22 protein-coding genes are annotated in these 24,907 nt (G+C 64.6%); 6 read left to right on the top strand and 16 right to left on the bottom strand.

What is annotated here, in order from left to right:
* Nucleotides 1-48 precede the first annotated feature (48 nt).
* Nucleotides 49-1,122, top strand: a complete 1,074-nt coding sequence (locus tag F8A90_RS01915) for an ion transporter (protein ID WP_200018666.1) — start codon at nt 49-51, stop codon at nt 1,120-1,122.
* 148 nt (nt 1,123-1,270) lie between these two features.
* Here F8A90_RS01915 and F8A90_RS01910 read toward each other — a convergent pair whose 3' ends face one another.
* Complete coding sequence (locus F8A90_RS01910; RefSeq protein ID WP_054555307.1) at nt 1,271-1,894, bottom strand: L-threonylcarbamoyladenylate synthase; 624 nt, start codon at nt 1,892-1,894, stop codon at nt 1,271-1,273.
* Between the two features lie 65 nt (nt 1,895-1,959).
* A complete protein-coding gene (locus F8A90_RS01905; RefSeq protein ID WP_200019835.1) occupies nt 1,960-2,820 on the bottom strand; it encodes a PHP domain-containing protein in 861 nt (286 codons plus the stop codon).
* A 368-nt stretch (nt 2,821-3,188) separates the two neighbouring features.
* Between F8A90_RS01905 and F8A90_RS01900 the strand changes: the two genes are divergently transcribed.
* The 3 genes from F8A90_RS01900 to mnmC all read left to right on the top strand — a co-directional run bounded on the left by F8A90_RS01900 (nt 3,189) and on the right by mnmC (nt 6,595).
* Nucleotides 3,189-3,770, top strand: coding sequence for a septation protein A (locus F8A90_RS01900; RefSeq protein WP_043333711.1), 582 nt, complete (start codon nt 3,189-3,191; stop codon nt 3,768-3,770).
* Nucleotides 3,770-4,069, top strand: coding sequence for a YciI family protein (locus F8A90_RS01895; protein ID WP_166019740.1), 300 nt, complete (start codon nt 3,770-3,772; stop codon nt 4,067-4,069). The genes F8A90_RS01900 and F8A90_RS01895 overlap by 1 nt, the downstream gene beginning before the upstream one ends.
* 141 nt (nt 4,070-4,210) lie before the next feature.
* Nucleotides 4,211-6,595 (top strand): bifunctional tRNA (5-methylaminomethyl-2-thiouridine)(34)-methyltransferase MnmD/FAD-dependent 5-carboxymethylaminomethyl-2-thiouridine(34) oxidoreductase MnmC, encoded by a 2,385-nt coding sequence (gene mnmC, locus F8A90_RS01890; RefSeq protein WP_325096935.1) that lies wholly within the window; start codon nt 4,211-4,213, stop codon nt 6,593-6,595.
* Between the two features lie 140 nt (nt 6,596-6,735).
* On the opposite strand, the gene F8A90_RS01885 is transcribed toward mnmC, so the two are convergent.
* From F8A90_RS01885 to ccmA, 13 genes are all read right to left on the bottom strand, one after another.
* Nucleotides 6,736-7,014 (bottom strand): YheU family protein, encoded by a 279-nt coding sequence (locus tag F8A90_RS01885; RefSeq protein WP_166019899.1) that lies wholly within the window; start codon nt 7,012-7,014, stop codon nt 6,736-6,738.
* A gap of 92 nt (nt 7,015-7,106) precedes the next feature.
* Nucleotides 7,107-9,197 (bottom strand): NAD-dependent DNA ligase LigA, encoded by a 2,091-nt coding sequence (gene ligA / locus F8A90_RS01880; RefSeq protein ID WP_233593622.1) that lies wholly within the window; start codon nt 9,195-9,197, stop codon nt 7,107-7,109.
* Nucleotides 9,198-9,588: 391 nt separating this feature from the next.
* A complete protein-coding gene (locus tag F8A90_RS01875) occupies nt 9,589-10,854 on the bottom strand; it encodes a cell division protein ZipA C-terminal FtsZ-binding domain-containing protein (protein ID WP_200018663.1) in 1,266 nt (421 codons plus the stop codon).
* Between the two features lie 260 nt (nt 10,855-11,114).
* Complete coding sequence (smc, locus tag F8A90_RS01870) at nt 11,115-14,636, bottom strand: chromosome segregation protein SMC (protein ID WP_200018662.1); 3,522 nt, start codon at nt 14,634-14,636, stop codon at nt 11,115-11,117.
* A 251-nt stretch (nt 14,637-14,887) separates the two neighbouring features.
* Nucleotides 14,888-16,258, bottom strand: a complete 1,371-nt coding sequence (gene ccmI, locus F8A90_RS01865) for a c-type cytochrome biogenesis protein CcmI (RefSeq protein ID WP_200018660.1) — start codon at nt 16,256-16,258, stop codon at nt 14,888-14,890.
* Complete coding sequence (locus F8A90_RS01860; RefSeq protein ID WP_200018658.1) at nt 16,255-16,779, bottom strand: cytochrome c-type biogenesis protein; 525 nt, start codon at nt 16,777-16,779, stop codon at nt 16,255-16,257. Before F8A90_RS01860 ends, ccmI begins: the two co-directional genes overlap by 4 nt.
* Complete coding sequence (locus F8A90_RS01855) at nt 16,776-17,351, bottom strand: DsbE family thiol:disulfide interchange protein (RefSeq protein WP_200018656.1); 576 nt, start codon at nt 17,349-17,351, stop codon at nt 16,776-16,778. Before F8A90_RS01855 ends, F8A90_RS01860 begins: the two co-directional genes overlap by 4 nt.
* Complete coding sequence (locus tag F8A90_RS01850) at nt 17,348-19,348, bottom strand: heme lyase CcmF/NrfE family subunit (protein WP_233593400.1); 2,001 nt, start codon at nt 19,346-19,348, stop codon at nt 17,348-17,350. The genes F8A90_RS01855 and F8A90_RS01850 overlap by 4 nt, the downstream gene beginning before the upstream one ends.
* On the bottom strand, nt 19,348-19,872 hold the full coding sequence (gene ccmE / locus F8A90_RS01845; RefSeq protein WP_200018655.1) for a cytochrome c maturation protein CcmE: 525 nt from the start codon (nt 19,870-19,872) through the stop codon (nt 19,348-19,350). The genes F8A90_RS01850 and ccmE overlap by 1 nt, the downstream gene beginning before the upstream one ends.
* Before the next feature lie 81 nt (nt 19,873-19,953).
* The gene (gene ccmD / locus F8A90_RS01840; protein ID WP_166019729.1) at nt 19,954-20,148 is read right to left on the bottom strand and encodes a heme exporter protein CcmD; all 195 of its coding nucleotides are present in this window, start codon (nt 20,146-20,148) and stop codon (nt 19,954-19,956) included.
* The gene (locus F8A90_RS01835; RefSeq protein ID WP_200019833.1) at nt 20,148-20,924 is read right to left on the bottom strand and encodes a heme ABC transporter permease; all 777 of its coding nucleotides are present in this window, start codon (nt 20,922-20,924) and stop codon (nt 20,148-20,150) included. Before F8A90_RS01835 ends, ccmD begins: the two co-directional genes overlap by 1 nt.
* A gap of 165 nt (nt 20,925-21,089) precedes the next feature.
* Nucleotides 21,090-21,812, bottom strand: a complete 723-nt coding sequence (ccmB, locus tag F8A90_RS01830) for a heme exporter protein CcmB (protein ID WP_200018654.1) — start codon at nt 21,810-21,812, stop codon at nt 21,090-21,092.
* Nucleotides 21,809-22,558 carry a cytochrome c biogenesis heme-transporting ATPase CcmA gene (gene ccmA, locus F8A90_RS01825; RefSeq protein ID WP_233593399.1) on the bottom strand — a complete coding sequence of 250 codons (750 nt, stop codon included), beginning with the start codon at nt 22,556-22,558 and terminating at the stop codon, nt 21,809-21,811. Before ccmA ends, ccmB begins: the two co-directional genes overlap by 4 nt.
* Nucleotides 22,559-22,994: 436 nt before the next feature.
* Here ccmA and F8A90_RS01820 point away from each other — a divergent pair, with 436 nt between their 5' ends.
* Both F8A90_RS01820 and F8A90_RS01815 read left to right on the top strand, forming a co-directional pair.
* Nucleotides 22,995-23,471, top strand: coding sequence for a LexA family protein (locus F8A90_RS01820; RefSeq protein WP_043333703.1), 477 nt, complete (start codon nt 22,995-22,997; stop codon nt 23,469-23,471).
* Nucleotides 23,472-23,497: 26 nt separating this feature from the next.
* Nucleotides 23,498-24,124 (top strand): IMPACT family protein, encoded by a 627-nt coding sequence (locus F8A90_RS01815; RefSeq protein WP_200018651.1) that lies wholly within the window; start codon nt 23,498-23,500, stop codon nt 24,122-24,124.
* 142 nt (nt 24,125-24,266) lie between these two features.
* Here F8A90_RS01815 and F8A90_RS01810 read toward each other — a convergent pair whose 3' ends face one another.
* Nucleotides 24,267-24,887 carry an FMN-dependent NADH-azoreductase gene (locus F8A90_RS01810; RefSeq protein WP_200018649.1) on the bottom strand — a complete coding sequence of 207 codons (621 nt, stop codon included), beginning with the start codon at nt 24,885-24,887 and terminating at the stop codon, nt 24,267-24,269.
* Nucleotides 24,888-24,907: the final 20 nt, after the last annotated feature.

The following is a 24,907-nucleotide window of genomic DNA, read 5'->3' as shown; positions in this document are numbered from 1 at the left end:
ACGCCCTGACATACATCCGGCGTCGTCACGCCCGTCAAGGAAGCCTGCATGCCTGAACGCCAGGGCCCTGCCAATGAATATGGCAGCACTCCGCAAAGCCCCCCAGCGGCCCCCTCGCACCCCAGCGACTACGAGCCCGCGACAGGTCGACTGCGCGCGCGACTGTTCCATTGGATCTTCGAATCCGACACCAAGGCGGCCAAGGCCTTCGACATCGGCCTGATCCTGATGATCTTCGCCAGTGTCGCCGTGGTGATGCTCGACAGCGTCCCCTCGCTGAATGCGCAATACGGCGAACTGTTCCGCATCATGGAGTGGGGCTTCACGATCATCTTCACGCTGGAATACGCCGTCCGCCTCTACTGCCTGAAGCATCCCGGCACCTGGGCGAAGGGTTTCTACGGCGTGCTCGACCTGCTGTCGATCGCCCCCACCTGGCTGTCGCTGCTGATACCGGGCGCCCAAGCCTTGCTGGTGGTACGCGTACTGCGTGTGCTGCGCCTGTTCCGCGTGTTGCGCCTGATGGCCTTCGTCGGCGAGGGCCGCATGCTGGTCGAGGCCATGACGCGCAGTCGGCGCAAGATCCTGCTGTTCTTCATCACCGTGCTCAGCATCGTCACGGTGTTCGGCGCCCTGATCTATCTGATCGAGCCGCCAGAGGCCGGTTTCACCTCCATCCCCAAGGCGCTTTATTGGGGCGTGGTGACGCTGACGACGGTGGGCTATGGCGACATCGCGCCCATTACGCCGCTGGGGCAATTCATCTCGGCGCTGATGATGATTCTCGGCTACTCGATTCTCGCCGTGCCCACCGGGGTGTTCTCGGCCGAGGTCCTCAACGGCCTGCGCATGCAGCAGACCAGCGACGAAGCCTGCCCGGGCTGTGGGCGTGAAGGCCATGACCGCAACGCCAAGTACTGCAAGTTCTGCGGCACCTGGCTGGATGAGGACACCCGCGACCCACGCGAGCCGGAACCGGAGCCGGAACCGGAACCGGAACCTGAGCCTGAGACAGACTCAGACCCCGAACCTGGATCTGGACCAGAGCCCGACACCGAGCCGCCAGCGAAGGAGGAAACCGCCTCCCCAGGCGACGACTCCCCCGACCGCGACCGCAGCTGATGAAGCCGAGTGTCACTCAGCCCACGACAACGCCTCGGAAATGACAATGCCTCAGAAATGACAACGCCCCCGCGACCGCAAGGTCCGGGGGCGTCTTCGTGTGGCAAGGCGATGTCAGCCAGCGCCGTGAAGCGCTACGCTGTCGCGATCACTCCGTGAAGCTCGAGATATCGCCGCGCCCTTCACGCACGATCACCGGCGGCAGCTCGCGCAGGTCCACCACACTGGTGGTCTCGAAGCTGCAGGCGCCGCCATCGATGACCAGATCCAGCGCGTGTCCGAAGCGTTCGCGAATCTCTTCGGCGTCCGTCATCGGCAACTCCTCACCCGGCGGAATCAGCGTCACGCTCATCAGCGGTTCGCGATGGGTTTCCAGCAGGGCGTGGGTGATGGCGTGGTCCGGCACCCGCACGCCGATGGAGCGACGCTTGGGGTGCAGCAGCAGACGCGGCACTTCGGAAGTCGCCTGCAGGATGAAGGTATAGGCGCCCGGCGTGTGACTCTTGAGCAGACGAAAGATGGCGTTGTCGACCTTGGCGTAGGTGCCGATTTCCGAGAGGTCAGAACACACCAGGGTGAAGTTGTGCTTGTCGTCCAGCTGACGCAGGCGCTTGATGCGCTCGATGGCCTTCTTCTCACCCAGATGACAGCCCAGCGCGTAGCCGGAGTCGGTCGGATAGGCAATCACGCCCCCCTGCTGGATGATGGCGACGGCCTGGTCGATCAGGCGTTTCTGAGGATTTTCAGGGTGAATCTGGAAGAACTGTCCCATGCGGTGCTCCTTGCGTCTGGGCGCCAGCCCGGCAGGCGGACTGGCGTCACGGTGATCTCTTGATATCACATGGAGGCAGCGTCGGCCGCAAAAAAGGGCGCGATGCGCGGATGACACCACACGGGCGGCACCTTGGTGCGCGGCGGCGGGCTCATGCTGCCGGGTGCCAGCGGGCCGCCGGGGAAGTGGAAGTCACTGCCGACGGAGGCATAGAGGCCCAGCTCATCCAGCTGACGCGCCAGGTCTCGCGCGCGATCGATATTCTGGAAGCCGCTGACCAGCTCCGCGCCTTCGCCACCGGCGGCAATGAAGTCACGCAGCAGCTCGCCACGCTTGGTGCGCGTCAGCTTGTAGCGCATCGGGTGCGCCATCACGGCGATGCCGCCATCGGCACGCACCCAGCCCACCGCCTCTTCCATCTCTGGCCAGTGCGCCTTGACGTCGCCCTTCTGGCCCGCGCCAAGGTGCCGCTTGAAGGCGTCCTGCAGGTTGCGTGCAATCCCGGCCTCGACCAGCGCACGGGCAAAATCCGGGCGTGACAGCGGGCGGTCGCCCGCGCCACTCAGCGTGGCCTGCTCACGGGCGCGCTCGAAGGCATTCTCGAGCCCGAGCTTTTCCATGCGCGTGGCGATCTCGTGGCTGCGGCGCTCACGCGCCTCGTGCTGCTGCTTGAGGCCGGCACTCAGCGCATCGCCGGCGCCCTCGGGCATCAACGCGACGATGTGGATGGTCTGGTTGCGCCAGCGCACTGACAGCTCACAGCCGGGCAGCAACGAGATTCCCTCGGCGCGGGCGGCCTGCTGGGCCTCGAAGATGCCTTCCATGCTGTCGTGATCGGTCAGTGACATGCGTGACAGACCGCGCCGCGCGGCCAGCGCCACCAGCTCTGTCGGTGCCATGCCGCCGTCGGAGGCGGTGGAGTGCATGTGCAGGTCGATGTCCGGCACTTCAATATCGGAATCGAAGCGCTGGGGCAGCGGGCGAAACTCGATCGGCTTGCGGGATGCGGAAATCGGCGAAGAGTCGGACGGGACGTCGGACACGGGGAACCTCTCGGGATGAACGTCTGTACCACGCGATGCCTGAGATGCAGGCGATCCAGCGCGACAGACGTCTGGCAGTATTGGCTGCGATGCGCGCCCGGAGATACAGGGGCTTTGTCAGCAGGCAGCAATGGCGGCAGAATGAGCACATGCAGGCAGGGGTGCGCCGCTGGTGTCAGACAGGATACCACTCGCACAGGCCCTTGCCTTCCCGACGGCTGCGTCGTCGTGTTCAGGAGTGCGCATTACCCATGAAGATGTTGCTCGACTTTCTGCCGATCGTGATCTTCTTCGCCGTCTACAAGATGACTGGCGACATGATCATGGCTACCGCCGTGTTGATTCCCGCGACCCTCGCGCAGGTGCTGTACATCTATTGGCGCCACAAGCGCGTCGAGAAGATGCAGCTGGTCACCCTCGCGCTGGTCGTCGTACTGGGCGGCGCGACCGTGCTGTTCGGCAACAGCTCCTTCATCCAGTGGAAGCCCACCGTGGTCAACTGGCTGTTTGCCGTCGCCTTCCTGCTGTCGCCGCTGTTCGGCGGCAAGCCGCTGGTGGAGCGCATGATGGAAAAGGCGATTCAGCTGCCGCGCCCCATCTGGCACCGCCTCAACCTAGCCTGGGTGGTATTCTTCCTCGCCATGGGCGGCCTCAACATCTACGTCTTCAGTCACTATTCGGAAGACATCTGGGTCGATTTCAAGCTGTTCGGCATGCTCGGTCTGACACTGCTGTTCGTCATCGTTCAGGGCGTCTACCTGTCCCGTCATATGGTGCAGGCCCCTCAGGAAGAGAACGCTTCCTCGACCAATTCTCAAAAGGATGATTCGTGATGCTCTACTCCATTGTCTGTCAGGACGTCGAAGGTAGCCTCGAAGCGCGCATGGCGGCGCGTCCGCCGCATCTGGCACGTCTGGAAGCGCTGCACGCCGCCGGCCGCCTGGTCATCGCCGGCCCCAACCCGGCCATCGACAGCGAAACACCGGGCGAAGCCGGCTTCAGCGGCAGCGTCATCATCGCCGAGTTCGATTCTCTCGAAGACGCCCAGAAGTGGGCCGATGCCGACCCCTTCGTCATCGCCGGTGTCTATGCAAGCGCCGAAGTGAAGCCCTTCAAGCAGACCCTGCCCTAGCCCGGCGCCCGGTCGGTCACCTGACCGACGGTTTCTTTCCGACGACGGACAGCCTGGCTGTCCGTCGTCTGCGTTGCAGGCCTTGCTCTGCCGCTATCTCGCTGTGCCGCTCTCCCGCTCGACCTCCTGCCAGGAATGCCCGTGAACGATCGCCCCTCCTCTACCCGCCAGCCCGCTCCCGGCCAGTCAGCTCCCGATCCGTCAGCTCCTGATCTATCAACTTTCGATCAGCCAGCCCCTGATCAGGCCGCCGCGTCAGCCCGAAAGACGTCGCCTCAGGACACCCCCGGCACCGCGGCACGCAAGCCTGCCACGACGCCACCGAGCGCGATCGAGCCGGTCACGGCGCCCGGCGTGGTGCCGAACGTGCCGCTGGCGCCGCTGGCGGCATTGGAGGAGGCGCAGCTCGAGTGGGACGACACCGCGCCACAGGCCACCGATTACGGCGATGTGTACTTCTCGATCCACGATGGCCGCGCCGAGACCGTGCACGTCTTCCTGGACAGTAACCGGCTGAGTGAGCGTTTCCGTGACTGGCGGGAAGCGCGCCCCTTCGTGATCGGCGAGACCGGCTTTGGCACCGGCCTCAATATCCTGTGCGCCGCGCAGCGCTTTCTGGCTACCGCCCCGGCGGAGGCTCGTCTGCATGTCGTCTCGGTGGAAAAGCACCCGATGCAGGCAGCGGACCTTGAACGTGCGCTGTCCGCATGGCCGGATATTGCATCTCTCGCCAAGCCGCTGGTGGCTCAATGGCCGTCAGCAGTGCTCGGCGTGCATCGCCTGTGGCTGGACGAGCGCATCACCCTGGACCTGCACTTCGGCGACGCGGTGGAGCGTCTCTCACGGCTGGAAGGTGGTGTGGATGCCTGGTTCCTCGATGGCTTCTCACCATCGAAGAATCCGGAAATGTGGTCCCCCGAGCTGTTCGCAGCCATGGCGGGCGTCTCACGCCCCACGGCGACCTTCGCCACCTTCACCGCCGCGGGCTTCGTGCGGCGTGGTCTGCGCGCGGCAGGCTTCGTATGGCGCAAGGTGCCCGGCCACGGCATGAAGCGCGAGATGATCTGCGGCGAGCTGGACGAGCCGACCGCCGCCGCGCGCGCCGCACTGATGGGGCTTGATGCCTCTCCCGCATCCGGTCATGCCCCCGTGAAGGAGCATGCGGTGCGTGGCGCCCTGCATCCGCTGCGCCGGGAACAGCCCTGGACGCAGCCTCCCCAACCCGCCCCCATTTCTCGCGAGACGCATGTCGCGGTACTCGGCGCCGGTATTGCCGGTACCAGCTGCGCCGAGGCGCTGGCACGGCGCGGCGTGCAGGTCACGCTGATCGATGCCGAAGCCCCCGGCGCGCGTGCCTCCGGCAATCGCCAGGGCGCGCTCTACGTCAAGCTGGCCGCCGAGACCAATCCCGCTAGTCGCCTCCAGCTGGCCGCACTGCAGTACAGCCGTCGCTGGCTGGCAAGCCTCGACCCCGAGCAGACTCTGTGGTCCGCCAGCGGCGTGCTGCAGCTGGCCACGAGCGAGCGTGAGCGCAAGCGTCAACAGCGCTTCCTCGGCAATCACCCGCTGCCCGAGGCGCTGATCACGCCTGTCAGTGCCAGCGAGGCCAGCCGAATCGCCGGCAGCGAGATCACCTTCGACGGTCTCTTCTATCCGGTGGCGGGCTGGGTGCGCCCCAAAGCACTCTGTCAGCACCTCGCCGCCACACCGGGTATCCGCTTTCTGCAGGCGCGTATCGAGGCCATTCAGTCGCTGGGGGCTGGGGAAGGCAGAGAGGAAGGCGCAGAGACAGACAACGGCGTGCCACGCTGGCAGCTGGAAGCCAGCGACGGCCACTGTCTGGAAGTGGATCAGCTGATCGTCGCGCTGGGCGAGCAGACCCACCTGCCTGCACCGCTCGCACACCTGCCGCTGCAGCCGATTCGTGGCCAGGTCAGCGAGATCACGGTAGCGCCCGAACAGGCAGCAGGTCTGCCCATGCTCGACAGCGTGGTGTGTGCCGGTGGCTATGTCTCGCCCTGTCAGCGCCACGCCGATGGCAGCGTGACCTTGAGCTTCGGCGCGACCTTCGCCCCGCGCGATGAGGATGACTCGGTACGTGAGGCCGACCACGCCGCCAATGTCGCCGAGCTGCGCAGTGCCCTGCCCGCCTTCGTCGCCGCATGGGAGCAGTCGCGTGGCGTCAGGCTGGAAGACGATGCCTGGCAGGGGCGTGTCGCCTGGCGCGCCGCGAGCCCCGACAAGAGCCCGCTGGCCGGCCCGGCACCGGACGCCGCGCAATGGCGTGAGGATTACGCCGCCATGGCCTTCGATGCCAAGAAGCGCGTCCCGCAGTCAAGCGGCGCCCATCTGCCCGGCCTGTGGCTCTCCACCGCACACGGCTCACGCGGCTTCACCACCGCCCCGCTGTGCGCCGAACTGATCGCCTCGCAACTGTGTGGCGAGCCGCTGCCGCTGGAACGTGAACTGGCCGAGCACCTGCACCCGGGACGTCGCCTGATCCGCGATATCGTCCAGCGGCGCTGAGCTGGCAAGTGTTGGAGTGGAGGACACGCGCTGACCAGATGAAACTTCTGTTCCAATGAAAAATGCCCTTGGCTTTCGCCAAGGGCATTTTGATTTCTCAGCCTGAAAAAGGGCTGATGAAAGAGCTGGAACAGGCGGGCTCAGTCGCCTTCTTCCTCGTCGTCCGCCAGCTGGCGACCGAAGGACTGCCACTGTTCCAGCGTCATCACCTCGGTGGATTCGGTGCCGATATCGTGGACGATCAACAGCTTGCCGCGTGACAGCTGGCCTTCCAGCTCCGCGACCCAGCCGGCCATGCCTTCACCGACATCGGTGGTGTCGTAGCCCTGACGAGTGACGAAGGCTTCCAGCAGGGCGCGCCGTGTATCGGCGGGCAGCATGGTCTGCGGCACCTCGATGAAGCGATCCTTCGGATCCATCTGATCAAGCGGCATCTGGCTCATGGGTAGCTCCTGTCCATCATCAGGGTGGCGTGACGCCGCCTGCGGTGCATCATTCAGCGTATCCGTACTCATGCATCCTCTCCCGCGCTGTCTTGCGCACTGTCTTGCGGATTGTCCTGCCGTGCATCAGCCCCGGATTCCCATTCGGCCAAGCGCGCCACGAAGGTCGCTTCGTCCAGCACCGTGAGGCCCAGCTGCATCGCTTTCTCCAGCTTGCTGCCTGCAGCCTCGCCGGCGACTACGCCAGCGGTCTTCTTCGAGACACTGCCCGCCACCTTGGCGCCCAGCGCCTGCAGACGCGCCTTGCCTTCATCGCGCGTCATGCTGTCGAGGCTGCCGGTCAGCACCCAGGTCTGGCCTGCCAGCGGCTGGGGACGCTCACCGATCTCGACCTCTTCCCAGCTCAAGCCACAGGCGAGCAACGCTTCCAGCGTCTCGTTGTTGGTCGGCTGCTGGAAGAAGGTATGGATATGCGCGGCGACGATGGGGCCGACATCTTCCACTGCCTCCAGCGCGGCTTGATCGGCTGCGCGCAGCGCTTCAAGCGTACCGAAGTGCGTGGCCAGATTCGCGGCGGTGGCTTCCCCGACTTCCCGGATGCCGAGGGCGTAGATGAAGCGCGCCAAGGTGGTGTTGCGGCTCTTGTCCAGCGAGGCGACCAGATTGGCGGCGGACTTATCGCCCATGCGCGGCAGCTCGGCCAGGGTGGCAGCTCCCAGGTGGAACAGATCCGCCGGCGTCTTGACCAGCTCGCGTTCGATCAGCTGCTCGATCAGCTTCTCACCGAGACCATCGACATCCAGCGCCTTGCGGCTGGAGAAGTGCTTGAGGGCTTCCTTGCGCTGCGCGGCGCAGATCAGTCCGCCCGCGCAGCGTGCCACCACCTCGCCTTCGAGGCGCTCGATCTCGGAGCCACACACCGGGCAGCCGTCCGGCAGCACGATGGCTTCGCGGCTGGCACCTTCACTGGCGACCCGCACCACCTGCGGGATGACATCGCCGGCGCGGCGGATGATGACGCTGTCACCGATCTGTACGCCGAGACGCTCCACCTCGTCCATGTTGTGCAGCGTGGCGTTGGAGACCACCACACCGGCGACCTGCACCGGTGCCAGACGGGCGACCGGTGTCAGCGCGCCAGTGCGTCCGACCTGGAAATCAACACCTTCCAAGGTGGTTTCCTGCTCCTGCGCCGGGTACTTGTAGGCGATGGCCCAGCGCGGTGCGCGCGCCACGAAGCCCAGTTCACGCTGCAGACGCAGTGCATCGAGCTTGATGACCGCGCCATCGATGTCGTGATCGAGGCCATCGCGCTGCTCGCCGAGGCGGCGGGTGTAGTCGATGATGCCCTGAGCGCCGCGCACCACCTCAAGCTGCGGGCTGGTGCGGAAGCCATAGTCGTTGAGCAGCGCCATCAGACCGGAATGATTCTGGCCGGCCTCGCTGGCGAGCAATGCATCATCTACCCGCGCGACCTGATAGGCGCAGAATTCCAGCGGACGCGAAGCGGCGATGTTGGAATCCAGCTGGCGCAGGCTACCGGCCGCGGCATTGCGCGGGTTGGCGAACACCTTGCCATCCTCGTCGCGGCCGCGCGCGTTCAGCGCCTCGAAGCCAGCGTGGCTCATGTAGACCTCGCCACGTACTTCCAGCAGCGCCGGCAGATCATCACCCCGCAGCTTGAGCGGAATCGAGCGGATGGTGCGCAGATTGGTGGTGATGCCTTCGCCGGTGCGGCCATCGCCGCGCGTCACGCCCTGCACCAATACGCCGTTCTCATAGATGAGCGACACGGCCAGGCCATCGAGCTTGGGCTCGCAGCAGAAGCTCAGTTCATTCCCAGCATCCTGGGCGTCTCCCAGCTCCAGCGTTTTCGCCGCACGCTGCACGAAGGCTCGCAGCTCATCGTCATCGAAGGCGTTGTTGAGCGACAGCATCGGCACCGCATGCTGCACTTCCTCGAAGCCGCTGGCCGGCGCGGCTCCGACACGCTGGGTAGGCGATTCCGAGCTGATCAGCTGAGGATATTCGGCTTCCAGCGCTTCGAGACGTCGCAGGCGCGTGTCGTAGTCAGCATCAGTCAGCGTCGGATCATCCAGCACGTAATAGCGGTGGCTGGCATCAAGCAGCTCGCGATGCAGCTGCGCAACCTCCTCCATCACCTTGGCTGGCACGCCTTCCAGCGCGGCCGGTGCAGCGGAGCGAGAAGCGCTCGAGGCGTTGGAATCATCGGCGGGCGCCGAAAACAGATCATCCTGGGCTGACATGACACTCACTCGATACAGTGGCTCGCCAGCACTGCCAGAAGACAGCGCTGAGCGACCTGAAAACGGGTGGCGAACCCTCCGACCTGACGCCCTTGCAAGAGCTTGCAAAGACTTGCAGGCGGAGGGGTCGCCTTGATGCTGCCATTGTACTCAATGCGACCACGAGTCCGAACCTTCAAGCCGTCTGTACTGTGACCAGGAACGAAAACGCCAACGGCGACCCGAAGGTCGCCGTTGGCGTTCTGGCATGACTGGTCGACTCAGAGAATGGCTGGGGAGTCGATCAGTTGGCCTGGTAGCGATGCAGACGATTGCGGCGCTCGAACTCGTGCACCTGCTGGCGCTTGAACTCGATGGTCTGGGCCGTCATCACGCTGTGGTTCTCGTCTTTCAGCTCACCCCCCAGACGACGCACCAGCAGCATGGCGATCTCGACCATGGTCTCGAAGGCGGCGGAGGTGTCGTCCGCGCCCGGTAGCGGCATGAGGAAGGTGACGCCATCCAGCTGGCTGTCCACCATCTCGGCCGGCTTGAAGATGCCCGGCTTGACCACGTTGGCCATCGCGAACTGCAGCGGGCTGTCATCGTCATCTTCCTCGTGGCGCAGGAACAGCCCCATCTCGGAATGACGCAGACCACAGGCCAGCGAGATACCCAGCACGTCTTCACCGCTGAAGCCCTCATCGCCACGCGCCATCACCGAGATGATGATGACTTCACTGGCGTCGGCCAAGGTGTCACGTGCGAGCTGGTCATCGACCTGATTGCGTTCGGCACGCAGCACCAGAGGATGACGATCATCCTCGGGCGCTGTCGCATCGGCAGCAGGCGCGACGGCCGCTTCCAGTGAAGGTTCCTGGCGCTGGGAAGCACTGCTGGCGACATCGGCCGGCTTGCCAGCGGAGGACGCCTCAGTCCTGGCATCCTGACCTTCCTCGATCTCGGCCATCGGCTCGAGATCATCGGCCTGGGTGGAGGAGACGCTGATGCTGTCGTCCTCGGCGGTGATCACCGGCTTCTCATGGAAGTCGTCTTCGCGCGCCGTCTCGGCCTGCTCACTGGAGGCGCTGCCGAGCACGGGCTCATGATGCGCATCGTCGTGCTCATGCTCGTCGTCACGCCGTGCGCCCAGACTGGCCGTCACATCGCGCATTGACTGACTGGCACGTGCACCGAAGGCAGCCGCACGCTCGCCGAAGCCCTTGCGCTCCGGCGCTTCACGACGCTCCATGGGCTGCGCCGGACGACTCGGTTGAGTCACCCGCGAGGCCTTGATGCCATGAGCATTGTCGAGCACGACATCTTCCTCGTCCTCGGCATGCGTTCCGGAATCGCCAACCACCCGGTAGCCGCCGTTCGGCAGCTCCCAGTTGTCACGTTCTTCCTCTTCTTCCACCGCGGGATTGCCCGCATCGTCGGTGGAATCCTCTGTACCCGCTCGATCCAGTCGGGGTACTCGACGTTGACGTTGGAGCCTGCGCACACCGTCAACGACGATGATTGCGACCAGCACCAACCCCAACAAGATGAGCCACTCTCTCAATTCCATGGGTCATTAGCCTGTTTGCTTGGGCACCATGCACGTGAACAGCATAGCGCGATTGCAGAAAAAGGGGACATTTTTTCGAATGTCAATCCTGTGGTGGTGACCTGCGCAATCGCCCTTCAATTATCCCTGACTGACACTATGACGCAAACTCGTAGTGCTTTCGATCTCTAGATGCAACACGATCTTGCCAACTAGGCCGCCAAGGCGGCCACTGGCTACCGCGCCGGAGGATGACCTTGCCCTCCTGAACGGCTTTTCCCTCACGCTTCGGCAAGCACGGCAGCTTCTTCTATCCCTACAGAGACAAGGCGCGAGACGCCGGGTTCCTGCATGGTGACACCCATCAGCCGATCTGCCGCTTCCATGGCGATCTTGTTATGGGTGATATAGATGAACTGTACGCTTTCCGACATCTCCTTCACCAGCCTCGCATAGCGTCCGACGTTGGCATCATCCAGCGGTGCATCCACCTCATCGAGCATGCAGAACGGGGCCGGATTGAGCTGGAAGATGGCGAAGACCAGCGCCAGTGCCGTCAGTGCCTTCTCGCCGCCTGACAGCAGGTGAATGGTGGAGTTTTTCTTGCCCGGTGGCCGCGCCATGATCGCGACTCCCGTCTCCAGCAAATCATCACCAGTCAGCGTCAACCATGCGGTTCCGCCCCCGAAGATCTTGGGGAAAAGCGCCTGGATTCCGGCATTGACCTTGTCGAAGGTGTCCTTGAAGCGCACCCGTGTTTCCTGGTCAATCTTGCGGATGGCGCGCTCGAGGGTCTCCAGCGCCTCGCTCAGCTCGGCATGCTGGGCTTCCAGATAGTTGCGTCGCTCGGCCTGCTGATCGTATTCCTCGATGGCCGCCAGGTTGATGGCCCCCAGCCGCTTGATGCGCTCGCCGATCTGCTCGAGGTTGTGGCTCCAGGTCGACTCGGCGGCATTGGGATCCAGCTCGTCCTCGAGCTGCGTGATCGCTGCTTCGTCATAGCCCAGCTCCACCAGTTGCTCGTCCTGCGCATCGCCTTTGAGGGTCAGCGCCTGCACCTGCATACGACCTTCCTCGAGACGCTGGCGAATCCCCTCGAGATTGCGTTCATGAGTCTGACGCGACTGTTCCGCCTGACGCATCTGTTCGACCAATTCATGAGTCTTGTCACGACAGGCGTTGAGCTTGGTTTCCTGATACAGACGCGTCTCGAGCAGCATCTCGAGCTTTTCGCGCTCCTCTTCCTGCGGCAGCGAGGCTTCTTCGCGGCTGGCCTCGAGCATCTCGATGCGCTCGGCGAGCTTCTCGCGCTGCTCGACAGCTCGCATGCGCTGGCCCTGCATGCCATCACGCTCGGTGGTCAGGCGCTGACGCTCCATGTCGAGACGGTTGACCTGCTCACGCGCGGGCGCCAGCTGGGCACGCAGCCCGGCCAGCGCCTCCTGATGTTCGCGCCGTGAACGCTCCAGCGACTCACGTGACTGGGCGTTGTTCTCGACCGCCTCCAATGCCTGCTGCCAGCGCTCACGCGCCTCCTCCAGCGTCAGGGCCTGAGTCTCGCGCGTTTCCGCCAGCTGCTCGAGTTCTTCATCCAGCTCTCGGGCGCGGCCATCGACATGCTCCAGGCGGCTGGCGATGCCGGCCTCCTTGAGACTGAGTTCACGCTGACGTTCGCCCAGCTCCCGCTCTTCGACGCGCAGATGCTCGAGCTGCTGCTCGGCGCCGGCAATCTGTTCGGCGGCTGCGGCCAGACGCGTCTCGATCTCTTCGAGACGCTCATCCAATGACTCGAGCTCCAGCACGACCTGCTCGAGGCGCGCCCGCTGGGCGATGACGCTATCGGCACGTTCACCGGCCACCTGACGGCGGCTCCAGCCCTGCCCCAGCCACAGGCCATCCGGCGTCAGCACGCTCTCGTGCGCGGCCAGTGAATCACGCCTGGCCCAGGCGGCGGCCTGCGACTCGACACAATGAATGCTGGCCAGCCAACCGGCCAGGGCATCCGCGCCGCTCACCTGTGCCGCCAGGGTGCCAGCGGGGCGGGCTGTCGCGCTGGACGCCGGCGTGCCATCAACCAGCAACAGCTCGCCGCCGGGCAGCTCATCCAACAGCGTGGCCAGACGCGACGGCTCGCTCGCCGCCAGACGCGCCTTGAGGAAGGGGCCCAGCACCCAGGCACTTGCCGATTCCCAGCCCTCGGCGACCTCGAGCCCCTCGGCCAGCGCCGGGGTCTCGGCGAGCCCGTGCTGCTCCAGGTGGCTCGCCAGGCTGTCATCGTCGTCACGCAGCGCCGCGTCGATCAGTGCCTCAAGCGAGGCCTTCTCGCCCTGCAGGACGTTGCGACGCTGGCGCAGCTGATCGCGCTCACCATCCAGCGCCAGACGATCAGCCTGGGCCTGCTCACGGGCTTCACTGGCCTGCTCGCGGCGCGACTCCAGTGATTCGCCGCTGAGCGACAATTCATCAAGCTGCTCGCGCAGCTCCTCGCGGGCTTCACGCAGCTCGGCGACATCCGGCAGCTCCGCCAGCTGCTGGCGACGGCGCTCGCGCTGGCGCTCGGCGTCAGCGATGGCATTCTCGAGCTGCTGGATCTCGCTCTGGGCCCGCTCGGCACCACGCTGGGATTCGTTGTCGGCCTGACTGAAGCGCTCCCAATCGCTCTGGCTGTCCTGGCGGCGCTCTTCGGCCTCCTCCAATGACAGCTCGAGCCCTTCGAGGGTCTCGCGGGCCAGCTCGAGTTCAGGGGCGATGTCTTCCAGGCGCGCATCGATCATCTCGAGGCGCTCGCCGTCCTCACCCTCGACGCGCTGAATGTCGCTCAGCTCGCGGCGGGCCATCTCGAGATCCGCCGCCAGCTGCTGCTCACGGGTGCGGGCGTGCTCGAGGCTCTGCTCGAGGCGCGCGATCTGGGCGCCGGTCTCATAGAAGGCGGCCTGATGGGTTTCCAGCTCACCGGCCAGCTCGTCGTGCTGATAGCGCTGCTCTTCCAGCTGGCTCTCGCACTGACGCTGACCGAGAATCTCGCGCTCGACACCGGTTTCCAGCTCCGCGACGCGTGACTGCTGCTCGCGCTGCTGCGCACGCAGGCCACGCCGACGCAGCACGGCCAGCTCGCCCTTGAGGCGATATTCATCCTGCTTGAGAGTCTGATAGCGCTTGGCGGCTTCCGCCTGACGCTTGAGGCGCTCGAGCTGCTTGTCGAGCTCCTCACGCAGGTCATCCAGGCGCTCCATGTTTTCCTGGGTGCGCTTCATGCGGTTCTCGGTCTCGCGGCGGCGCTCCTTGTACTTGGAGATGCCTGCGGCCTCCTCGAGGGTGCTGCGCAGGTCATCCGGGCGCGCCTCGATCAGCTGCGAGATCATGCCCTGACCGATGATGGAGTAGGAGCGCGGCCCGAGGCCGGTGCCGAGGAAGACGTCGGCGATATCACGCCGGCGACATTTCTGGCCATTGAGGAAGTAGCCGGACTGGCCATCGCGCGTCACCAGACGCTTGACCGCTATCTCGGCATACTCGGACCAGGCGCCACCGAGGCTGCCGTCGGCATTGTCGAAGGTCAGCTCGATGGAGGCCTGCCCCACCGGCTTGCGCCCGGTGGAGCCATTGAAGATGACGTCCGTCATCGACTCGCCACGCAGGTTCTTGGCGCTGGACTCGCCCATCACCCAGCGCACAGCATCGATGACGTTGGATTTCCCGCAGCCGTTGGGGCCAAGAATCGCCGTCATGTTGCTGTCGAAGGGCACGGTGACCGGATCGACGAAGGATTTGAAGCCGACCAGCTTGATCGATTTGAGCCGCATTGCGCCTGGCGCGTCCTTGAGTCTGGGAGAAGAGTGGCTGGTGCAGAAAACCTGACACGCTCCGGCCTTGCAGACCTCCGTGGGGAGATCCCGCACCGCCGCAAGGTAAACATGTCCTTACGACGAGACAGCCGGTCATCGAGGGGATTTTCGAAAAACCAGCGCGCAGTCTACCCAAAAGCGGCGATGGCCCCAACCGGCGCAATGACAAACGAAGCCGTCATCGCGCGGGATATAGGACCAATCGCGACTTACTGAGTGACGCGGTGGTCGATACGCAGCATCAGCGGCGCGTCCGCAGCCTCATGGCTGACATCGGCATCGGCCTCGGTGCTGCGAGTAACGATGACATTCTCGAGCGTGCCTTCGAGATCCCCCGGCTGGGCCGCCGGCTGCCCGGAAGCGGAGATACGCGCCACGAGCGTGACGCGCTCGGCCATCGAGAGCCGTGCCATCGGAGCCATGGCATTGTCGTCCGACAGAGTGAGCGTCAGCGGCAGCCTGTCCGCGGTGGTGCGCACCACTGCCAGCGGCGGCAGCTTGCCTTCGCCATCACGCGCCACGACGAACAGGGTCGCCGCTTCGGCACTGACCGGCAGCGCCGCCAGCTGCGCCTCGAGTGCCGGGTCCAGTGACACCTTGAGCGTCAGACGTGCGGCGCCCTCCTTGGTGTCCTGATCAGTCCTCGCTCCCTGCGCATCCGCCGCGTCGTTATCCCTCGCTGCCGAGGGAGCCAGGGCGATCGAAGCATCGACGTCTCCGGCACTGGCCATGCGCTGGCGTGCGGCCTTGATGCCTTCGCGCAGTGCCTTGGCGGCATCGGGATTCTCGAAGCCGGCAATCGCCTTGCGCCAGTAGTCGATGGCCTCGGGATAGCGGGCATGGTCGAAGGCCTCGATGCCCAGCAGACCGAGTACCGTGGGCTGACGCGGATCGGCTGCCAGCACCTCATCGATCAGCCCCTGCACCTCATCGGTCAAGGTACGCTGGGCGGCGAAGAACTTGAGCTGCGCCAGCTGCGCGATCAATGCGGGTACGCGACCTTCGAGCGCGATCAACGCCTCGAGTGACTGCATGGCCTCATCGAGGCGTCCGGCATCGCGGTAGAGCGGAAACAGCGCCATCCATACCTTGGCGTTGTCGGGCTGGGCCTCGGCCTCGGCACGCAGACGCGCGAGGCGCGCCTCGAAGCTGGCGGCATCATGGATCGGCGTGGCGGCGATCGCCTGCGCCAGCGCCAGGTCTCCGCTCGCGCCTTCGCGCTGATACCAGTAGAGCGACCCCGCCACCATCGCCACCAGCAACACGGGCACCAGCACACGGCCACTGCTTGCAGCCTTGAGCGGTGAGCGCCTCAAAGCCTCGGCGTCTTCCAGCAGGCTGCGTTCCAGCTCGATCCGCCCTTCCGCCAGCGCCGTGTCATCCAGCTCGCCCCGCGCGTGACCACGCTCCAGCGAGGCCAGTCGACGCCGATAGACGCGCACGTTCTCGGCGCCGAGACTGTCGTTGTCCTCGAACGCCTGCTGATCGGCATGCACGCGACGCGCACGCCGCAACGGCAGCAACAGCAGCCAGCCGGCAGGAATCAACAGCACGGCAATCGCCAGCCATAGCAGGATCATGAACGCTCCTTGGCATCTCGAGAAACTTCGCGGTGCGTGGCGAGCAGCGCCGACAGACGCGCCTGCTCATCATCATCCAGCGCACGCACACGCGCACGGCGACGGGCACGCACGATCAGTGTCACGATCATCAAGCCGATCAGGATCAGCGCCGCCGGGCCGCCCCACAACAGCCAGGTACGCCCATCGAGGCGCGGATTGTAGAGCACGTACTCGCCGAAACGCGCGACCATGAAATTCTGGATCTCGCTGTCGCTGCGACCATCCTTGAGCAGGTCGGCCACGTTCTGACGCATGTCGCCGGCAATCGGCGAATCCGAGTCGCCGATTGCCTGGTTCTGACACTTGGGGCAGCGCAGGGCTGCCGTCAGGCTGTCGTAGCGCTTCTGCAGCACGGGGTTGTCGAACTGATGCACCTCGATGGCAGCCTGTGCCTTGCCAGCCGCCAGCCATGAGAGAAACAGCAGCACGACCAATGCCTGTACCAGCGGGATGGCAAAGCTCTTGAGGACAGGCTTCATGAACGGGCCTCATTGCGGCTCTTGTTGTCGGCAGCCGCTGGCTCGGCGATTCGCTCCAGCGTCGGCATGATCACATCGCGGATGTCTTCCGGGCGGATATAGCCGGTGTGGTGATAGCGAATCACGCCCTCGGCATCGACCAGGAAGGTTTCCGGTGCACCGTAGACGCCAAGATCAAAGCCCAGCGTGCCATCGGGATCGAAGATGTTGAGACTGAAGGGATTCCCGAACTCCTCAAGAAACTCATGCCCCTTGGCGCGCGTGTCCTTGTAGTCGACGCCGATCATGCGCACGCCACGATCGGCGAGGTCCAGCAGCTGTGGCATCTCATGCTTGCAGGTCGGACACCACTCGCCCCACACATTGACGAGACTGACCTGGCCCTTGAGCAGCGAGGCATCGATGCGCGCCTGCGGGTCACTCAGCGTGCTGAGCGAGAATTCGGGGAAGGGCCGCGACAGCAGCGCGGAATCTCGCGCATAGGGGTCATCATCGAGGCGCTGGTAGAGGAAGGCACCCAGCCCCACCACGGCCAGCAGCGGCACGAACAGCACCAGACGACGAAGATTCATGGGCGAGCCTCCTGCGGGGTGAGTGAGGGATTGTCGGTCACCGTGCTGGTCTCGACACGACGACGATAACGGCGATCCAGCACGGCGATCACACCACCTGCGCCCATCAGCAAGGCGCCCAGCCACAGCCAGCGCACGAAGGGTTTGACCTGAATCCGCACTGCCCAGCTGTCATCATCGAGCTTCTCGCCCATGGCGACGTAGAGATCACGCGTGAAGCCGGCATCGAGGGCGGTTTCAGTCATCGGCATGCCGCTGGCCAGGAACAGGCGCTTCTCGGGATGCAGCGTCGTCACCGCCTCGCCATCCCGGCTGACCTCTACCGTGGCACGGTCCGACAGGTAATTTGGGCCGCGATACTCGCCAAGCTCGGTCATGCGGAATTGATAGCCGCCCACGCTGACCTCCTTGCCCTGCACCATGCGCACGTTCTCGGCAACTTCGGTATTGGAGACCAGCGTCACACCGACGATGGTCACCGCCAGGCCCAGGTGCGCCAGCTGCATGCCCCAGTAGCTGGGCGTGAGGCGCTTGAGGCCCGCCCAGCGCCCTGCCTTCGAGGCACTCTTGTCCCACAGGTCGCGCAGCAGCGGCAGCACCACCCACAGCGCGATGACCAGCCCGAGCGCCACCGAGAAGCTCCACTCGATATCCAACAACAGCGGCAACAGCCCGCCGATGATGAGTGCCGCGCCGCCGGAAAGTGCCAGACGGCGTGCGAGCTCGCGCCCCGGCATCTGCTTCCAGCGCGAGGCCGGCCCGAGCCCCATGAAGGCACACAGCAGCGTGGTCAGCGGCACGAACAGCGCATTGAAGTACGGCGGACCCACCGAGATCTTGCCCAGCCCCAGCGAATCCAGCACCAGCGGATAGAGGGTGCCCAGCAGCACGGTGACCATCATCACCAGCAGCACAAGGTTGTTGACCAGCAGGAAGGCATCACGCGACAGCCAGTGGAAGCCGAGCGTCGAGCGCACGCGCGGTGCGCGCAGCGCGAACAGCAACAGCGAGCCACCGACGGTGATACCGAGCAGCACGAGGATGAACAGGCCACGGTCGGGGTCACTGGCGAAGGCGTGCACCGAGGTCAGCACGCCGGAGCGCACCAGGAAGGTGCCCAGCAGTGACAGCGAGAAGGCGAAGATCGACAGCAGCACCGTCCAGCTCTTGAAGGCACCGCGCTTCTCGGTGACCGCCAGCGAGTGGATCAGGGCGGTACCGGCCAGCCACGGCATCAGGGAGGCATTCTCGACCGGGTCCCAGAACCACCAGCCGCCCCAGCCAAGCTCGTAGTAGGCCCACCAGCTGCCCAGCGCGATGCCGACGGTGAGGAACGCCCAGGCGATGTTGGTCCAGGGACGCGCCCAGCGTGCCCAGGCAGCATCGAGACGCCCGCCCATCAGCGCTGCCATCGCGAAGGCGAAGGCTACCGAGAAGCCGACATAGCCCATGTAGAGCATCGGCGGATGGATGATCAGGCCGATGTCCTGCAACAGCGGATTGAGGTCCGCGCCATCTGTCGGCATGTCCGGCAACAGGCGTGCGAAGGGATTGGAGGTCAGCAGCACGAAGGCCATGAAACCAGTCGAGATCAGCCCCATGATGCCCAGCACCCGTGCCAGCATGTCGCGCGGCAGATGGCGCGCGCCCAGCGAGACGGCAAAGCCCCAACCGGCCAGAATCAGGCTCCACAGCAGCACCGAGCCCTCATGGCTGCCCCAGACGGCGCTGAACTTGAAGTACCACGGCAGCTGACTGTTGGAGTTGTTGGCGATGTAGGCGACGCTGAAATCATCCAGCAGGAAGCTCGCCGTCAGGCAGGCATAGGCGATCAGCACGAATAGGAACTGACCCCAGGCCATCGGCTGGGCGAAGCTCATCCACAGCGGGCGACGTGTGGCGGCCCCCGCCAGCGGCACGACAGCCTGCACAAGGGCCAGACAGGCACCCAGAATCAGCGCGAAGTGGCCGATTTCCGGCAGCAGTTGCGTCACCATCACTGCGCCTCCCGCGAAGCTTTCTCGACCACGGAGGAGCCGGACATCTTGTCGCTCGACTCGTTCCCAGCCATGTTCCCGGTCCTGTTGCCAGACACATCGCGCCCGGAGGCCTTGAGTGCGTCGGATACCTCCGGCGGCATGTACTTCTCGTCATGCTTGGCCAGCACTTCGCTGGCCTCGAGATGATCACCATCGAAGGTGCCCATCACCACCACGCCCTGCCCTTCACGGAACAGGTCCGGCAGAATGCCCTGATAATGCACCGTCACGTCATGATCGAAATCGGTGACGGTGAAGATGGCATCCAGCGTCTCGTTGTCGCGCCTGACACTGCCATCGCGCACCATGCCGCCTGCGCGGATCTGACGCCCCTGGGGCGCCTCGCCATTGGCGATCTGGGTCGGGGTATAGAAGGCATTGATGTTGGCGCGCAGAGCATAGAGCGTGAGGCCCACCGCGAGGGCGGCCAGCAGCACGATGGCCGTGACGATATACAGGCACTGCTTGCGTTTGGGAGTCATGGTCAGGGCTCGGTCAGGGCAAGGGACGTTCATGCCTCTCGCGGCCAGCGGGACGACTGGCACGGGAGGTCGAGAATGGATTCAGGAGCGGGCGGATTCCCGACGCAGGCGACGGCGGATATCGGCCTCCACCGCGCGACGGGACAGCCGCGTGGCAATCACCAGCCCCGCGAGGCACGTCGCCGTCAGCCCCCAGGCGGACCACACATACAGCGCATGGCCGCCCATGGCGAAGAACTCGCTGACACTCGAGAAAGCGACATCGGGCAGGCTCATCAGTGATCACCCTCTGTGGAAACGGAGCCCGCAGGCGAATTCTGGCCGGGGCGTGAGTCCGAGTGCGGCCTCAGCAGATCACGCACCCACTGCTTGCGGCTCTCGCGACGCAGGACTTCGACGCGAGTGCGCATCAGCACCAATGCGCCGAACAAGGCGTAGAAGCCGATCACCATCAACAGCAACGGAATCCACATGCTGGCCGGCATCGGCGGTGCTTCGCTGAGCGTGAAGGTGGCCGGTTGATGCAGTGTGCTCCACCAGTCCACCGAATACTTGATGATCGGGATATTGACCATGCCGACCAGCGCGAGGATCGAGGCCGCACGCGAACCGCTGTCACGACTGGCAAAGGAGCCACGCAGCACGATCACGCCCAGATACAGGAACAGCTGGATCAGCATCGACGTCAGCCGGGCATCCCAGATCCACCAGGTGCCCCAGGTGGGAATGCCCCATACCGAGCCGGAGAACAGTGCCAGCGCCGTCATCAAGGCGCCGACGGGAGCGGCAGCCGTGGCGATCATGTCCGCCAGCTTGATCTTCCACACCAGGAAGAGCAGCGCGCACACCGCCAGCAGCATGAAGCACGACTGGGCGAGAATCGCCGCCGGCACATGCACATAGATGATGCGGAAGCTGTTGCCCTGCTGGTAGTCGGCGGGCGCGAAGGCCAGCCCCCAGACACTGCCGGCCACCAGCGCGATGATCGCCAGGGCCCAGAACCATGGCAGCCAGCGCTGGCTGGCCGCGAAGAAGGTCGCCGGTGCGCCCATGCGATGCAGCCACGGCCACAGTCCGCCCTTGCGGGGGCGAACCTTGCGGGAAGGCGCTTGAGGAGAGTCGGAATCGGCGGTCACACGGGCCTCTTGTCAGGGGCAATGAAGAGCCTTGCGAATGCCCGAGAATACTCGGGCAGCGTCATGCAGTTCTTGATCGGGCTAGCCATTGATGCTCAGCCTGAGTCCGGCGGCGATGGCGAGCGGCGCCAGCAGCAGGGCCAGCGCCAGCATCGCGCCCAGAATGGCCAGATGCGCCAGACTGGGCATGCCGTTGACGGCGCTCTGTACGGCGCCGGCACCAAAGATCAGCACCGGGATGTACAGTGGCAGGATGATCAACGAGAGCAGCACACCGCCGCGCCGCAGCCCGACCGTCAACGCTGCACCGATCGCACCGATCAAGGACAGACTCATGCTGCCCAGCGACAGCGAGGCGATCAACACGGCAAAGGCAGCGCTCGGCAGGCCAAGCATCACCCCCAGCAGTGGCGCCATCAGGGCAAGCGGCAAGCCGGTCAGTAGCCAGTGGCCCGCCACCTTGGCCAGTACCAGCAACGGCAATGGCTGCGGTGTCAGCAACAGTTGCTCGAGGCTGCCGTCGTCCAGGTCCTGCCGGAACAGGCCATCCAGTGACAGCAGCGTTGCCAGCAACGCCGCCACCCACAATAAGCCCGGTGCCAATGTGGCCAGCAGCGCCTTGTCCGGTGAGATGCCCAACGGAAACAGCGTGATCACCAGGGCGAAGAACACCAGCGGATTGATCAGCTCACTGCGTCGGCGCAGCGCCTGACGCAGGTCGCGCGCGAGGGTCGCCTTGAAGGCACCGGCCAGCGAACTGGTGGGCGGGGCCTCGGGCAGTGCCGTCAGCAGCTCATGGTTCATGCCGAGACGCTCCCTCTCGAATCCACGCCTGCGGCGTGTCCCAGACATATCCGTCGCAAGCGCGAGGCCTGTGAGAAGCGATGATGAGTCGTCATCACCACGCTGCCCCCACGCTGGGCGTGGGCCAGCAGCAATGCTTCCAGCGCCTGAACGCCGTCGCGATCGATGGCGGTGAAGGGCTCGTCCAGCACCCACAGCCGGCGTGGCGTCAGATGCAGTCGCGCCAACGCGATACGCCGCTGCTGACCGGCGGACAGCTGCTGGGCAGGCACATCCTCGAAACCGGCCAGCCCCACGGCGTCCAGCGCCGCCCAGGCAAGCTCGCTGCGAGCCTCTCCCCCCTCCTGCGATTGACCACCAAGTGCCTGATACCAGGCGAGGTTTTCCAATGCGGTCAGGGCACCCTTGATGCCGGGCTGGTGGCCCAGATAAAGCAGTGAGCCCAGAAAGTCATCACGTATCCGCGAGGTGGGCTGGCCGCGCCACAGCACTTCTCCCTCGTGATCATGGAACTGCCCGGACAGAATCTTGAGCAAGGTGGTCTTGCCACTGCCATTGGGCCCTTCGACCTGCAGGATCTCTCCCGCATGCAGCGAGAGATCCAGCCCCTCGAACAGCCAGCGCTCATCACGCTCACAGCCGAGCGCCACGACCGTCAACAGAGGCGGCGCGCTACAGACTTCATCGCTGGCAGGCTGGCTGGGCATCCCGAGTACTCGCGGCTGGGCCATCGCGGAGTGCGACATCAAAGGCTGACTCCGAAGGGTCACTGCGTGCCATTCTACGAGCTGAGACCGACACTGACCACCGAGCAGCCAATCGCCTGACCTCAGAGCCCCGCCATGACGGGCAGTCAAGCACTCGAGAAATAAATCAGCGACTTGTGATGCACATTCATACGACACACTTCCGCTGAATTGGCGCCAGTCAATTCGCTCACCTCTTGCCACTTCGCGAGAGCTTGCTATGATGCAGACACTGTATACAAAAACAGTATCCATACAGTACCTTCATCACACGCCTGCCGAGTGCAGGCACAGACTGATCGGGTCGGCTCAACGCGTTGTCAGCATGTCCGCGGAGCCTAGCAGGCGACAGATGAACTCAGCCTGACGACCCTCCACGCTGCACCGCAGGCCGACGCACCATCCGCGCCGACCGCATGGCATCAGGGGATAGCTCATGTCACGTCTTCACGCTCCGCACTACCTTCAGCGTCTTCACAACCTGCCGCTCAATGACCAGGCCTGGCAGGAAATCACCGCCAGCGACATGATGGATATCCCGCTGCTCGGCAACATCACCGCCGGCATGCCCATCGAAGCCATCGCCGACTGCGGTACGGTTGCCGTGCCGACACGCATGGTGCGCCGCAACACCTACGCCCTGCGCGTGCGCGGCCACTCGATGATCAACTGCAATATCCATGATGGCGACATCATCATCATCGAACGCAGCGAAAGCGCCGAGAACGGCGAGACCGCCGTGGTGATGATCAATCAGCAGGAAGTGACGCTGAAGAAGCTGTATATCGAGAAGACCGGCGTGCGCCTGCAGCCGGCCAATGACAGCATGGCCCCCATCTATCTCAAGAATGCCGATATCGAAGTGCTGGGCATGGTGATGGGCGTGGTCCGCGGCAATGCCGTCACTCACTGAGAGCGATGCTTTGGTAAGATGGCAAGATGAGCTATCAGATACCGGCACTGGCGCCCGAGGCGCACCATGAACACAGCATCGAGATCGAGAAGAGCCGCTTCATCGCCTGGCTGGCCCATGCCCCGACGCCAGACGGCATGACGCGGCTGCTGGCCCAGGCGCATCTCGCCCACCCCAACGCGCGCCACCACTGCACGGCGTTCATCGCCGGGGCGCCGAATGAGCAGAACGCCATCGGCTTTTCCGATGATGGTGAGCCGGGTGGCACCGCCGGCAGACCGATGTATCAGGTGCTCGACGGCAGCGGCGTCGGCCAGGTGGCCTGTGTGGTGATCCGCTACTTCGGCGGCATCAAGCTGGGTACCGGTGGCCTGGCGCGCGCATACAGCCGCGCGGTGCTCGAGGCGCTCGAGCACCTGCCCACCACGACCTTCACGCCGCGCACGCCCAGGCGCCTGAAGGTCGGCTTCGCCCATGAAGCCGATGCTCGCCACTGGCTGAGCGGCTACGACGTGCCGGTGGATGCCAGCGACTATGGTGCCGATGGCGTGGTGTTGACGGCGGGCTGGCCGCAAGGTGGCGCCCAACCGCCGCTGGAAGAACTGCATGCGCGCCTCAAGGGCGCACTGGAAGTGCTCGAAGACCAAAGCTGAGCGTTTCCGACAACCTGACTCCCCCCCAGTGACCTCTGATTCCCGATAGCACAAACGCCACCGCCGCTCCTCTCAGAGCGGCGGTGGCGTTTTCGTTCATCATGCTCACCCCATGTGGCTCAGCTACAGCGGATACATCGGGTCAGAGAGCATCTACGTAGTTGGCGATGTTGGTCCTCGCCTCTGACAAAGCCCCCACCTTTTGCTCATCGCCCATGTTGAGGCCTTCAGCGTATATGAAGTGCTGCTCAGTAATGCCCATCAGCCCAAGCATGGATTTGAGATGCGGAGTCTGGGAATCCAACTCACTGCCCGCATACATCCCGCCACGTGCTGCCAATACCAGTGCCTGCTTGCCTTCCAGCAGACCTGACGGCCCCATCTCGGTGTAACGGAAGGTCTCGCCGGCACGCAGCACCCGGTCGAACCACGCCTTCATCTGCGTCGGCAGGCCCAGATTGTAGAGCGGTGCCGCGACGACCAGCAGGTCTGCCTCTCTCAGCTCGGCCAGAAAACCATCGGACAGTGCGGCGAGCTTGCGTTGCTCGGCGCTGCGCTCATCCGCTGGCGTCATCCAGGCCTGCATTTCCACGCCATCGAGATGCGGCAGGTCACGCTCGACCAGATCATGGTGCGTCAGCTGAAATGGCTGCCCGGAGGCCTCGAGCGCACTGAGGAAGGATGTGGCCAGCGCACGTGAATTGCCCTTGTCAGCGAACAGGGAAGCAGACACCAGCAGGACATTGAGCGAAGCTTTTGACATGTAGAGGGTCTCCATCAAGG

The sequence above is a fragment of the Cobetia sp. cqz5-12 genome (assembly GCF_016495405.1).
GTDB lineage: Bacteria > Pseudomonadota > Gammaproteobacteria > Pseudomonadales > Halomonadaceae > Cobetia.
This window is presented reverse-complemented; position numbering and strand designations above follow the sequence as displayed.